The organism is Polynucleobacter sp. 15G-AUS-farblos, assembly GCF_018882445.1.
In the GTDB taxonomy this organism is placed as follows: Bacteria; Pseudomonadota; Gammaproteobacteria; order Burkholderiales; family Burkholderiaceae; genus Polynucleobacter.
On record NZ_JACVOM010000001.1, the window covers coordinates 53,125 to 66,560 of the forward strand.

General features: G+C 46.0%; 11 protein-coding genes, 1 tRNA gene and 1 riboswitch. Of the genes, 8 read left to right on the forward strand and 4 right to left on the reverse strand.

Going from position 1 to position 13,436, the window contains the following annotated elements; all coding sequences use genetic code 11:
- The first annotated feature begins 14 nt into the window (after nt 1-14).
- Both ICN41_RS00245 and ICN41_RS00250 read left to right on the forward strand, forming a co-directional pair.
- Complete coding sequence (locus ICN41_RS00245) at nt 15-1,190, forward strand: VWA domain-containing protein (protein WP_216290821.1); 1,176 nt, start codon at nt 15-17, stop codon at nt 1,188-1,190.
- A gap of 52 nt (nt 1,191-1,242) precedes the next feature.
- Complete coding sequence (locus ICN41_RS00250; protein ID WP_216290822.1) at nt 1,243-1,698, forward strand: RidA family protein; 456 nt, start codon at nt 1,243-1,245, stop codon at nt 1,696-1,698.
- A 10-nt stretch (nt 1,699-1,708) separates the two neighbouring features.
- On the opposite strand, the gene ICN41_RS00255 is transcribed toward ICN41_RS00250, so the two are convergent.
- The gene (locus ICN41_RS00255) at nt 1,709-2,353 is read right to left on the reverse strand and encodes an NTP transferase domain-containing protein (RefSeq protein WP_216290823.1); all 645 of its coding nucleotides are present in this window, start codon (nt 2,351-2,353) and stop codon (nt 1,709-1,711) included.
- Between the two features lie 53 nt (nt 2,354-2,406).
- On the opposite strand from ICN41_RS00255, the gene ICN41_RS00260 reads away from it, so the two are divergent.
- Nucleotides 2,407-3,366, forward strand: coding sequence for an XdhC family protein (locus tag ICN41_RS00260; RefSeq protein WP_216290824.1), 960 nt, complete (start codon nt 2,407-2,409; stop codon nt 3,364-3,366).
- Between the two features lie 21 nt (nt 3,367-3,387).
- Here ICN41_RS00260 and parC read toward each other — a convergent pair whose 3' ends face one another.
- On the reverse strand, nt 3,388-5,760 hold the full coding sequence (parC, locus tag ICN41_RS00265) for a DNA topoisomerase IV subunit A (protein WP_370629086.1): 2,373 nt from the start codon (nt 5,758-5,760) through the stop codon (nt 3,388-3,390).
- Between the two features lie 74 nt (nt 5,761-5,834).
- Complete coding sequence (locus ICN41_RS00270; RefSeq protein ID WP_216290825.1) at nt 5,835-7,823, reverse strand: DNA topoisomerase IV subunit B; 1,989 nt, start codon at nt 7,821-7,823, stop codon at nt 5,835-5,837.
- A 157-nt stretch (nt 7,824-7,980) separates the two neighbouring features.
- Between ICN41_RS00270 and ICN41_RS00275 the strand changes: the two genes are divergently transcribed.
- The 4 genes from ICN41_RS00275 (at nt 7,981) to ICN41_RS00290 (ending at nt 10,702) form a co-directional block, all read left to right on the forward strand.
- Complete coding sequence (locus ICN41_RS00275; protein ID WP_216290826.1) at nt 7,981-9,213, forward strand: MFS transporter; 1,233 nt, start codon at nt 7,981-7,983, stop codon at nt 9,211-9,213.
- Nucleotides 9,206-9,343: a hypothetical protein gene (locus ICN41_RS00280; protein ID WP_216290827.1), complete on the forward strand. Its 138-nt coding sequence runs from the start codon at nt 9,206-9,208 to the stop codon at nt 9,341-9,343. Before ICN41_RS00275 ends, ICN41_RS00280 begins: the two co-directional genes overlap by 8 nt.
- 52 nt (nt 9,344-9,395) lie before the next feature.
- A tRNA-Arg gene (locus ICN41_RS00285) sits at nt 9,396-9,470 on the forward strand.
- A gap of 209 nt (nt 9,471-9,679) precedes the next feature.
- Nucleotides 9,680-10,702: a tripartite tricarboxylate transporter substrate binding protein gene (locus ICN41_RS00290; RefSeq protein ID WP_216290828.1), complete on the forward strand. Its 1,023-nt coding sequence runs from the start codon at nt 9,680-9,682 to the stop codon at nt 10,700-10,702.
- Nucleotides 10,703-10,754: 52 nt separating this feature from the next.
- Here ICN41_RS00290 and ICN41_RS00295 read toward each other — a convergent pair whose 3' ends face one another.
- The gene (locus tag ICN41_RS00295; protein WP_216290829.1) at nt 10,755-12,413 is read right to left on the reverse strand and encodes a thiamine pyrophosphate-binding protein; all 1,659 of its coding nucleotides are present in this window, start codon (nt 12,411-12,413) and stop codon (nt 10,755-10,757) included.
- A gap of 22 nt (nt 12,414-12,435) precedes the next feature.
- Between ICN41_RS00295 and ICN41_RS00300 the strand changes: the two genes are divergently transcribed.
- Nucleotides 12,436-13,269, forward strand: coding sequence for an NUDIX hydrolase family protein (locus ICN41_RS00300; protein WP_216290830.1), 834 nt, complete (start codon nt 12,436-12,438; stop codon nt 13,267-13,269).
- Between the two features lie 48 nt (nt 13,270-13,317).
- A riboswitch (TPP riboswitch) is annotated at nt 13,318-13,426 on the forward strand.
- Nucleotides 13,427-13,436: the final 10 nt, after the last annotated feature.

A 13,436-nucleotide genomic window follows, 5' to 3' on the forward strand; every position in this document is an offset into this window, starting at 1 on the left:
TTGAATCTAAATAGATGTTGATTCAATTCTTTCTCAATCTGAAAGAGGCCAAGATTCCGGTTTCTGTCAGAGAGTTTTTAACGCTCTTAGAAGCATTAAAGCTTGGTGTAATCAGCCCATCGATTGATGAGTTTTATCAACTCTCACGCATGACTTTGATTAAAGATGAGCAACACTATGATCGCTTTGATCAAGTATTTGCTAGCTACTTCAATGGAGTTGAGCAAATCATCGCCCTTTCTCCTGATATTCCGTTGGATTGGCTAGAAAAGAAATTACAGCGCGTTTTAACTGATGAAGAAAAATCTGCCCTGCAAAAATTAGGCGGTCCTGAAGCACTACAAAAGCGCCTTGAAGAGCTGCTTAAGGAGCAAAAGGAGTGGCATGGCGGTGGCAATAAATGGATTGGTGCCGGCGGCTCATCTCCATTTGGTCACAGCGGCTATCACCCTGAGGGCATTCGTATCGGCGGAGAAAGCGCCGGTAATCGAACTGCCATTAAGGTTTGGGAAGCGCGAGAATTTAAAGATTACGACAGTGATTTAGCTTTAAGCTCACGCAATATTAAGCTGGCTCTTCGTCGCCTTCGTCGTTTCGCTCGTGAGGGCTCGGTCTTAGAGCTTGATTTAGATAAAACCATTCATTCAACTGCAGCCAATGCTGGCATGCTGGATATTCAAATGCGGCCCGAGCGTCACAACCAAGTCAAGGTATTACTATTGATGGATGTTGGTGGCTCGATGGACGATCACATAAAGCAGATTGGAGAATTATTCTCTGCTGCTAAGGCAGAGTTTAAACATCTTGAGTATTACTATTTTCATAACTGTGTTTATGAAAATCTCTGGCAAAACAATCGTCGTCGCAGAGATCAACTCACTTCTACACAAGAGATCATTAATAAATATGGCCCCGACTACAAGCTGATTTTTGTAGGCGATGCCACTATGTCCCCTTATGAGATTCTGAGTCCAAATGGTTCAGTGGAATACAACAATCAGGAAGCTGGTGCCGTTTGGATCAATCGCCTGCTAGATCACTTCCCCCATTTTGCCTGGCTCAATCCTGAACCAGAATCGATTTGGCAATATAGACAGTCTATCGACATCATGAAAAATCTCATGAAGGACCGAATGTACCCAGTCACATTAAATGGCCTAGAAAGCGCCATGAGGCAACTATCCAAATAATTTCCCAGTAAGATTCTATTAATTAAATCCCTACATTGATTGAACAAACACTATGAGCAATATTAACAATCGTCTCAAAACCCTTGGTATTGATTTGCCTCCAGCCGGACCACCCGCTGCCGCCTATGTGATGGCTGCAACTACTGGCAACACCGTGTTTTTATCTGGTCACATCGCCAAAAAAGATGGCAAACCTTGGGTAGGTAAATTAGGTCAGAATATGGATACCGATACTGGTAAGGCTGCAGCCCGCTCAATTGCGATCGATTTGCTTTCCACACTACAAAATCATATTGGCTCGCTAGATAAGGTCAAGCGAATTGTCAAAGTCATGGGCTTGGTGAACTCCACCAACGAATACACCGAACAACATCTGGTGATCAATGGTTGTTCAGAACTCTTATTTGAAGTCTTTGGAGATGCTGGCAAGCATGCGCGCAGTGCCTTTGGCGTAGCGCAAATCCCTTTGGGTGCCTGCGTTGAAATCGAGCTGATTGCAGAGATTTAAAAAAGTAATCTCAGCGTGAGATGCCTAATTTCTGGATGTCTGCTTCGGTATCCACATCCAGAATAAATGCAGTGTTGTCTGTCTCGTAGATTTTGACTAGTGCAGGGTTTTGATCCATATAAGGCCTGCATACCATTTCTGGCATTGATAGGATGGCTTCTACTGCTTTCTTGGAAAACAATACTGGATTCCCTCGCTGCCCATTCACCTGAGGCAAGACAATTTCTTCATGAGCAGATCGGTAACGATATTGATCCAATAGCGCACCAATCTCTGTAGACCCAATATTAGGCTGATCAGATAAGGCAACAAGCAACACATCGTAGTCAGATTTCAAGGTCTCAATCCCCAGTCGCACAGAAGATGCTTGCCCTGCTTGCGGATGAGGGCTTCTTACTATCTGAATAGGTAGATTCAATATCTCACAAGATTCGATCTCAGATTCAATAGCTTGCGCGTAAAACCCAGTCACAATGACCACTTCAACAGGCGCCATCTCCTCTACGCAAGAGATGAAAGATCGTAACAATGTTTTCCCATCCTTTTTAAGCAAGGCTTTAGGATGACCACCCAGGCGACTACCCTCACCTGCGGCAAGCAGCAAGATTGCAAGTCGAAGACGAGTATTTAGGGGAGATATACCTGTTAATGTCATTAGAGTGATAATAAATAGGATTTCCAATACTTATAACAAAGATCCCAATCAGCATGAATAGTACCGACCTAAGCGTTCTCAAAGCCGCCGTGCATTGGCTAAAAGAAGGCCATCCCGTAGCCATCGCTACCGTAGTTCAAACCTGGGGTTCAGCCCCACGCCCAATTGGATCTTGGTTGGCTATACGTCAGGATGGCCAGGTTGCAGGATCAGTGTCGGGCGGCTGCGTTGAAGATGATCTCATTCGCCGGGTTCAAACCGAAATTCTGACCAGAGATATCCCTGAATTCGTTGTGTATGGCGTCAGCCAGCAAGAAGCAGCCCGTTTCGGCTTACCCTGTGGTGGTACGCTGCGCTTATTAGTTGAGCCCAAGCCTGAATTAGCCGTTTTAGAAAAACTGCTTGAAAATATTTCCTCTCATCAAGTCATTAGACGCACTGTCACTATTGCTAACGGTAAATCCACTTTGCATGATGGTGATCGTCATGATGAATTTACTTGCTCAGATTCCGAGATGTGCACTACTTATGGACCTCGTTGGCGAATGGTCATCATTGGAGCCGGTCAGCTATCCTTGTACACCGCTGACTTTGCACTAGCCTCTGACTTTGAAGTGATTGTGATAGATCCTCGAGAAGAATATGCTGAAGGGCTCAACCGAGATGATGTGACCTTTATACAAGGCATGCCTGATGATGTGTTGCTGGAAATTGGCGTAGATCCACATACCGCTGTAGTTGCCCTGACACATGACCCTAAACTGGATGATATGGCGCTGATGGAGGCATTAAAGTCCCCCGCATTTTATGTTGGCGCCTTAGGGAGCCGCAAAAATACCCAGAAACGAAAAGAACGCTTACTAGAGTTTGATGTCAGCAAAGAACAAGTGGAACGATTGCATGGGCCAGTTGGCCTATACATTGGGGCACTCACCCCACCAGAAATCGCAATATCGATTCTGGCAGAAGTGATTGCGGTTAAATACAGCGTTCCAATACCAAAGAAGGTTTAAGTATTCAGATCTAACTACTGTTTAGTTAGCCTTGAGCTTTCCGTCTTTAAGTCTTGGCTCCACGAAGTGACCCTTACGTGCGCGATTACCAGCAAAAGACTTCAAGGTTTTTGCATCTAAGCTGAGCTCAGTTGGTTTGCCTGCACGTCCAGCGCCAAAATAAGCTGCACCATTAGAGCCTACAGCTATTGCGGATGCCATAAATTCTTTGTCATCTAAGCCCATCAAAATCACACCCTTACCGCCGGTTGGCAGACGCTTAAGTTCATCCAATGGGAAGACGAGTAACTTAGAGGCCTCTGATAAGCAGGCTACTTGCTTCATACCAACTTGTACCTTGTTTGCACCTAAGGGTGCGTCACCAGCTACTTTGGCATCAATAGTAATAAATGATTTACCTGCCTTATTGCGAGTACTCATATCCGATACGTTAGCCAAGAAGCCATAACCAGCCCTGGTAGAAAGCAAAACCAAATCATCTGGTTGGCCAGCGTAATAAGCAACCATTTGGGATCCAGCAGCAAGATTTACAAAGCTAGTCAAGGGAGAACCGTCTCCTCTAGCACCAGGTAACTCGCTCACTGAGACTGTGTAGACACGGCCATCGCTACCGAAGCCTTGGATGACATCTACTGTTCGCACTTCAAAAGTTGCGTAGAGCGCATCACCTGCCTTAAAGCTAAATTGGGTAGCGTCATGCTCATGACCTTGACGAACACGTACCCAGCCTTTTTGCGAAACAATCACTGTTACCGGCTCATCAATGACTTTAGTTTCAGCAATAGCACGCTTATCTTCTTGAATCAGAGTTCGGCGATCATCGCCAAAGTCTTTGATATCAGATTCGATTTCTTTAATGATGCGTTTGCGTAATACGTTATCGCTTTGCAATAAACCCTCTAAGTCATCACGCTCAGATTTCAACTCTTTGAGCTCTTGCTCAATCTTGATGCCTTCTAGTCGAGCCAATTGGCGCAAACGAATATCCAGGATGTCTTCAGCCTGGCGGTCGCTTAACTTAAATTCTTTGATTAAATCGGCTTTTGGTTCATCGCTATTACGAATAATCTTGATGACCTTGTCAATATTCAGAAGAACGATAAGGCGCCCTTCCAAAATATGCATACGGTCTTTAACTTTACCCAAGCGGAACTGAGTACGACGCGTCACAGTAGCAACCCTGAACTCAATCCATTCAGAAATAATCTCTTTTAAGCCCTTTTGACGTGGTCGACCGTCGGTACCAATCATCACCAAGTTCATTGGCGCATTGGATTCTAGAGAGGTATGTGCCAATAGGAGATTTACAAACTCGTTGACATCAATATTCTTACTCTTGGGCTCAAACACCAAACGGACTGCGGCATCCTTACTAGATTCATCGCGCACACCATCAAGCACATTCAAAATCGTGGACTTCAGATTATTTTGCTCTGGCGTTAAGGTTTTTTTGCCGACCTTAACCTTAGGATTAGTGATCTCTTCAATTTCTTGCAGGACGCGTTGTGAGGATGCTGAAGGCGGCAATTCATTGACAACAATCTGCCATTGACCTCGAGCCAACTCTTCTACCGACCAACGAGCACGAACTTTAACGCTACCACGACCGGTTTCATAAATTTGGGCAATCTCAGCGGGAGAGGAAATAATTTGTCCGCCACCCGGATAATCCGGCCCAGGCATGATCTCTAATAATTCTGCTGTAGACAGCTTGGGGGACTTCATTAAGGCGATCGCAGCAGAAGCAACTTCACGTAGATTATGCGAAGGAATTTCGGTAGCCATACCAACTGCAATACCAGAAGCCCCATTCAACAGGACAAAGGGTAAGCGTGCTGGCAATAACTTAGGCTCTTGAAATGAGCCGTCATAGTTTGGCGCAAAGTCGACAGTGCCTTCATCAATCTCGCTAAGTAACAAGCCGGCAATTTTAGTTAAACGCGCTTCGGTATAACGCATCGCTGCTGCGCCATCACCATCACGGGAACCAAAGTTACCTTGTCCATCAATTAAGGGATAACGCAAGGAGAAGCTTTGCGCCAAACGCACTAAAGCGTCATAAGCGGATTGGTCACCGTGCGGATGAAACTTGCCGAGGACATCGCCAACAACACGCGCACTCTTTACTGGCTTAGCATCTGCCCGCAAGCCCATTTCGCTCATTGAGAACAAAATACGGCGCTGTACTGGCTTTTGGCCATCAGATACATCTGGTAGCGCACGGCCTTTCACCACGCTGATGGCGTAATCTAAGTAGGCGCGCTCGGCATAGACCGCAAGAGTCAAACTGTCTTTGTTATCTTCGTTCAGATCGATGGTTTTAGGATCATGTGGATCCTTTGGCCCATTTGGACTCTTTGGCGCAGGCGCTTCATCCACTTCAACGATATCGATCTCTTCAATAGGATTTGAAAATAAATCTGCCTGCTCAAGAGCTGGCTTTTTACCTGGGGTCTTTTTTGTAGCCATTAAATGTCCGCCTCTACTTCATTGCCGCGCTCTTCAAGCCAGTCACGACGCGCACCAGATTCTGATTTACCCATCAACATATCCATCGTTTTAAAAGTCTCATCCTCAGTCCACGTTCCTAGGGTAACTGGCAACAAACGGCGTGTATCCGGATTGAGCGTGGTGTCCCACAACTGCTCAGCACTCATTTCTCCCAAACCTTTGAATCGGGAGATTTGCCAAGCAGATTCCTTGACGCCATCTTTACGTAATTTATCTTCAATGGCCTGTAGCTCACTTGCATCTAGGGCATAAATTTTTTGCGCCGGCTTTTTGCCGCGTGCTGGAGCATCCACTCTGAACAGTGGTGGCCTAGAAATATGCACATGGCCTAGTTCAATGAGTTTTGGGAAATGCTTATAAAAGAGCGTCAAGAGCAATACCTGGATGTGGGCACCATCAACGTCCGCATCAGACAAAATACAAACCTTACCGTAACGCAAGTTTGATAAATCCGGATCATCATTAGGGCCGTGAGGATCTACGCCGATTGCGACAGCAATATCGTGCACCTCATTATTAGCAAACAAACGATCGCGTTCAGCCTCCCAGGTATTTAAAACCTTACCGCGTAGGGGCAAGATCGCCTGATATTCCTTATTGCGACCCATCTTGGCGGAGCCGCCCGCTGAATCGCCCTCGACCAAGAAGATTTCATTCTGAGCAATATCTTCGCTCTCACAATCAGTGAGTTTTCCAGGAAGAACTGCAACACCAGATGATTTTTTCTTCTCTACTTTTTGTCCAGCACGGGTTCTAGCCTGTGCTTGTTTAATCACTAGGTCTGCAAGTTTGCGGCCGTAGTCAACGTGCTGATTAAGCCATAGCTCTAGAGCCGATTTAACGTATCCAGAAACAAGACGAACTGCATCTCGAGAATTTAAGCGCTCTTTAATCTGACCTTGAAATTGGGGATCCAATACTTTTGCTGACAAAATAAAGGAGGCGCGTGCAAATACATCCTCTGGCATTAACTTAACGCCCTTAGGTTGTAGCGCATGCATTTCAATGAAACCCTTTACTGCATTAAATAATCCTTCGCGCAACCCACTCTCATGTGTTCCTCCCGCAGGCGTGGGTATGAGATTGACATAGCTCTCACGCACTGGCGCACCATCTTCTGTCCAGCTGACGACCCATGCAGCACCCTCGCCTTCAGCAAAGGAGTCATCCTCACCTGTACCGGTGGCATATTGCTCACCTTCAAATGGAGGGATTACTTCAGGGCCATGTCCTGCTTGGGCAATAGCTTCATTTAAATAGCCGCGCAAACCTTGGGCGTACTGCCAGGTTTGGGTATCGCCTGATTTCTCTTGAATGAGTGTTACTTTGACGCCGGGCAATAAAACTGCCTTTGAGCGCAAGAGTCGAATGAGCTCTGGCATTGGAATAGCTGAGCTATCAAAATATTTACCGTCCGGCCAAGCTCTTACTCGAGTGCCGTGTGACTTATCTTCAGACGCTGATGGTTTTGTTTTGAGTTTTTCAATGACCTTGCCATCGGCAAATGTGAGGGTCGAAACTTGTTTGTCTCGCCAAACAGTGACCTCTAAACGCTTAGATAGCGCATTGGTAACTGAAACACCCACCCCATGCAGACCACCAGAGAACGCATAAGCGCCGCCGCTGCCTTTTTCAAACTTTCCACCCGCGTGTAACTGGGTAAACACGATTTCTACTACAGGAAGTTTCTCGGTTGGATGCATTCCGACCGGAATACCTCGTCCGTCATCCTCCACGCTGACACTGCTATCTGCGTGCAAAGTCACAATAATGTGCTTGCCGTAGCCTCCTAAAGCCTCATCAGAGGCATTGTCCAAGACCTCTTGGATGATATGTAGAGGGTTATCAGTGCGGGTGTACATACCAGGCCGTTGACGGACTGGTTCTAGTCCTTTTAGGACCTGAATCGATGATTCGCTGTATTCGGATGTTTTACGGGTAGCCATGCGCGCAAATTGTAGTCATGTCTGTAGCTTACCCTGAACTTTTCACCAATTACCCTATCGTCCATGCCAAAATTGGCAATACAGCCTAAAAACTAAGGAAGCTTGATCTGCCTAATTTATTTGCAAGCGATATCATAAGTCTCTGATTACATTCAATATGACAAGTTCAACCAGCAAACCCTCCTTATCCATAAATCAAGTACTGATTTATGGCGGACTGATGGTGACCTTGTCTATGGGCATCCGACATGGATTTGGCCTATTCAATTTGCCCATCACGGTTGCCAATGGCTGGGAGCGTGAGACTTTTGCCCTAACTATTGCTTTACAAAACTTGATTTGGGGAGCAGTTCAACCCATCACAGGCGCCCTTGCTGATCGCTATGGTGCACTCAAAATCATGGTTGCAGGTGGAATCTTGTACGCACTTGGCTTAGCTGGAATGGCCGTTTCCACCGATGCTCTTAATTTCACGCTGGCAGGCGGCCTACTCATTGGCCTTGCACAGACGGCAACAACCTACAGCATGATCTACGGAATTCTAGGGCGTAATGTTCCTGCTGATAAAAGAGTGTGGGCCATGGGTATTGCCGCTGCCGCCGGCTCCTTTGGTCAGTTTTTGATGATTCCTGTTGAGCAAGGCTTCTTAAGTTTCTTTGGCGCTCAAGATGCCCTCCTTTTATTAGCGCTCATGGCTAGCCTCATGATTCCAACGGCATTCATGTTGCGCGAGAAAAATTTTAGTCATCATCATCAACTAGGTGATCAAACTATTAAGGAAGCCCTCGGAGAGGCCATCACGAATCCCAGCTTTCGCTTACTTACGCTAGGCTATTTTGTTTGTGGATTCCAAGTCGTCTTTATCGCCGTTCATTTAGCCCCTTATCTCAAAGATCTTTCTGCTGTCTATCCTGATGTCGGCGCTCCTGTAGTGGCAACTAGTGCCCTAGCCTTGATAGGTCTCTTTAATATTTTTGGGACATATAGCGCCGGCATGCTGGGTCAACGCTTCCCCAAAAAGTATTTGCTCTCTGGCATTTACCTTGGACGTTCAATTGCCATTATTGGATTTTTAGTTCTTCCCTTGTCGCCGATAACAACATATATTTTTGCGGCCATTATGGGATATTTATGGCTCTCAACCATTCCGCTGACCAACGGTATCGTTGCCCAAATTTTTGGAGTGAAATATCTAACGATGCTTTCTGGCTTAGTCTTTTTTTCGCATCAATTAGGCAGTTTCTGCGGCGCATTTTTTGGCGGCTATCTGTTTGATAAAACGGGGTCTTACCTGATTGTTTGGGAAATCGCCATTGCACTGGGTGTATTTGCCTTCTTGGTCAATTTACCCGTGAAGGAGCGTGCCTTGGTTCGAGTAGCTAATGCTTAAGTACAATTACGGACGTCTGCTTGGATATATTATTGCGGCCAGTTTGCTGCTGCTGATTTTTACTTCCTACTTTGCGCCCGATGTCATGATCGCCGTTACGAATCAAGTTTGGGCCTTATGTGGCTGGTAGAAGACCTAACTCTGATTTATGCTCTCCAGCATACTTTCCTTAATGTCAAGCTCTCGCCGTAGCACAATGGATAGTGCACATGCCTCCTAAGCGTGGGATACAGGTTCGATTCCTGTCGGCGGGACCAAATTTGTCAGAAACTTATCCACAGGCCTTGTGGATAAATACGCAAAAGTTTTCGTAAGTCGTAGATTTATATAGAGCAAGCTGGCATGCTCAAATGTTAAGCATTGATGACAAATCCCTGAGAAATGGTTTACATTGTCGATAGGCAAAATAAATATATAAAACTTCACATGAAAATGTGATAAGAACTAAAAAATGGAGATGGTAATAATGGCAATTCACTCAAAAATAATTAAGCGACTCAGCGCCACCCTTGCGTGCACCTCTGCATTGTTCGCATTTTCATTTCCAGCTTATGCACAGAGCAACTACCCGAATAAACCTATCCGCTTAGTCGTGCCATTTCCAGCAGGTGGCGCAACGGATAACGTTGCTAGGCCACTCCAGAATGAATTGCAGAACATGAGCAAATGGAATGTGCTGATTGATAACAAACCCGGAGCGGGTGGAAACATTGGTGCAGAAATTGTTGCCAAATCAGCACCTGATGGATACACCTGGTTGATGGCCTCTGTTGGTACTCACGGAATTAATCTGCCCCTCTATACACAGGGTGGAGGAAAATTACCTTTTGATCCTATTAAAGATTTCACCCCAATTACTTTAGTTGCTGAGTTACCGAATGTTCTAGTACTTAATACTGACTTTGCCGCTAGGAACAATATCAATAGCGTGAATGACCTCATCGCATATGCCAGGAAGTATCCTGGCAAGGTCAATATGGCCTCTAGCGGTAATGGTACATCTATTCATATGGCTGGGGAGCTCTTTAAGTCAATGACTAAGACTTATATGGTTCATTTGCCCTACAGAGGCAGTCCACCTGCTGTGACTGATTTATTGGCAGGCAATGTGGACATTATGTTCGACAATTTACCTTCCTCAATCAACTATATTCGCGCGGGTCGTCTCAAGGCATTAGCCGTTACCAGTGCAAAGCGCTCTCCTTCATTTCCTGATCTGCCAACGATTGCAGAGGCAGCAAACTTACCTGGCTATGAAGCTACATCTTGGTTCGGTATTGTGGGGCCAGCGAATATGCCTGCGGATGTTGTGAATAAAGACAGTACTGAATTGATGGCTGCAATCAATAGTCCATCAGTGAAGGAAAAATATTTAGCGATGGGTGCTCAGCCTGTTGGTAACACACCGGCACAATTTGCTAACTTTATTAAAGCGGAGATTGCCAAGTGGACTAAGGTAGTGAAAGATTCTGGCGCTAAGGTTGACTAAAGATTTAGCCTTAAGCTAGCTAAAGTCAAAAGAGGAGCATTGCTCCTCTTTTTTATTTACCTAATTTCGATAAAAGCTTAGTTGGGGTAATGACCTCTGGGTCTAGAACTAACTCAATCAGAGCGCCGCGCTTGCTTTCTAGGGCCTTAGCAAATGCAGGAGCAAATTCTTCGGTATTGCTTACGCGGTATCCCGGAATGCCAAAGCTATCAGCAAACTTCACAAAATCAGGGTTAGTTAAGCCAGTACCCATGACTCGTTTTGTAAATTCTCTTTCCTGGTGCATTCGAATGGTGCCCAACATACTATTGTTGACTACCAGCACGATGGGATATGCCTCATATCGCGCAGCTGTCGCCAGCTCCTGGCAATTCATCATGAAATCCCCGTCGCCACAGACGGCAATCACTACTCGCTTAGGGTCGGCAATTTTTGCTGCTATTGCTGCAGGTAATCCATAGCCCATGGAACCATTGGTGGGTGCTAATTGACTACGAATACTGCCATAAGGATAAAAACGATGTACCCATGTAGCAAAGTTACCTGCACCATTGGTGATGATGGCATCACGCGGTATTGAACTGGGTAAAGATGCCATGATGTGGGCTAACTGCAAATTACCGGATACAGTTACTGGAGATGACCAAGCCAAATACTCTGTATGTGCTTCTAGCATACGTTCTGTACGATAAGCATTGGCCATTTTGACGTTGTCTAGTGCCGCACAAAAGTTCTCAGGACTACAGCTTAGGGCAAATTCTGGGCGATACACTCGACCCAATTCATCTGGGCTCGATAAAACATGAATGAGTGTATTGGCTGCCTTAGGTGGCGTGAGAACGCTGTAACCCGCAGTTGTCATTTCTCCGAGGCGTTCACCAATCACTAGCAAAACATCGGCCTCTTGAATACGTTTTACCAAGGCGGGATTTGCAGCAATTCCGAGATCACCGGCATAGCAAGCATTTTGGTTGTCGATCAAATCTTGCGAGCGAAAACTAGTTGCAACAGGAACCCCTTCGCGATTCGCCCATGCTATTAGTTGATTGCAGGCATTTGCATTCCAATTACCTCCACCAGCAAGCACCATGGGGTTTTTAGCGTTAGCAAATTGCTTCATTGCTTCAGTAAAGATCGATTGATCCAATCCAGGCTGAACAACATGAGCAGCAGCAGTTGGCTTTTCCTCAGCATTGAGATACAGAATATCTTCTGGTAGAGCCAAAACCACGGGGCCTTTGCGTCCCGACTGGGCAATATGAAAGGCATGGGAAACAAATTCATCGATGCGATCAACGCGATCGATGCTGCCTACCCATTTGGCACATTCTGAAAACATACGTCGGTAGTCCACCTCTTGGAAAGCTTCACGCTCCACCATGTCTGTACCTACCTGGCCAACCAAGAGCACCATCGGCGTGGAATCTTGATAGGCGGTATGTATCCCCACCATCGCATTTGATGCGCCTGGCCCGCGCGTCACCATGACGACTCCAGGCTTGCCGGTTAACTTGGCATAGGCCTCACCCATATAGGCTGCGCCGCCCTCTTGACGGCAGGTAATAAAACGAAATTCTGGGTGGTCAACTAAGCCATCAAGCAAAGGCAGAAAGCTTTCTCCTGGCACGCCAAAGGCAACATCAACACCTTGTCTAACAAGTGCATTGGCTAATATTTGTCCGCCATGCATGATTTTTTTGGCTGTCCCCATTGTTTTCTCTTACACTTTCCTTATGAATACGCTTTCCACCAGCACTCTAGCCGCCCTGGAAGAGATGCTACAAAATACCGCGCGCTCTGCTCCACCCGATTTTTTACCCATTCAACTCATCGGCAACAGCACTAGCACTCAGACTATTGGACATCTTAATCCTGAATTTATTTCTTATCTTCAGGAATCACTAGAAAAACATCCGATTCCATTGATCTCAATGGGCAATGATCAATTGTCGATTGCCTTAGGCAGACCTAAAGAGTTATCACAAAGCCTTTATCAATTAGCGGACACCATGCGCGCAGGCGGTTTTATTCCGGGATGGCGCAATGAGGACTTTGCATGGTTGGATCAGAATGGGCATAAATACTTTCGTTTAGAACGGTCTGCTTTTCGAACCTTTGGTTTTCGGAGCATGGCAACTCACATCAACGGCTATACAAGAGCTCATACCCTATGGCTCGGCCGTCGCAGCGAAACCAAAGCAACCGATCCGGGCAAACTCGACAATATTGCTGCAGGTGGCATTACCGCTGATGAAACACCTTGGGTGAGCGCTCGTCGCGAACTTTGGGAAGAAGCTGGAGTTCCAGAGAAAATTGCGGAGAGTATTGAACCGATTGGCAGAATTCATATGCGGCGCCCTATTGTTGGACGCGGCTTTCATGATGAATTGCTTTATATCTACGATCTTGAGCTAGCGGATCACTTTGTACCAAACAATCAAGATGGAGAAGTCAGCGGTTTCATTGAGATTTCCCTAGCCGAAGCGGCTGCCAGAATCCTGGCTGATGAGTTCACCAGTGATGCTGCGTTTGTTACAGCAGACTTTATATTGCGACGCAGCAAATAATGAGCATTATCGACACGTATTGTTTCAATTCATGGTTAAATAGCTTTAAGGATGAAACAGGGGTGCCCTTAAAACAGAATGTCGTTTTGAGGCGCTGAGAAAGACCCTTTAACCCGATCCAGGTAATGCTGGCGTGGGGAGTTACATCAGACCGACACACCCGGTTT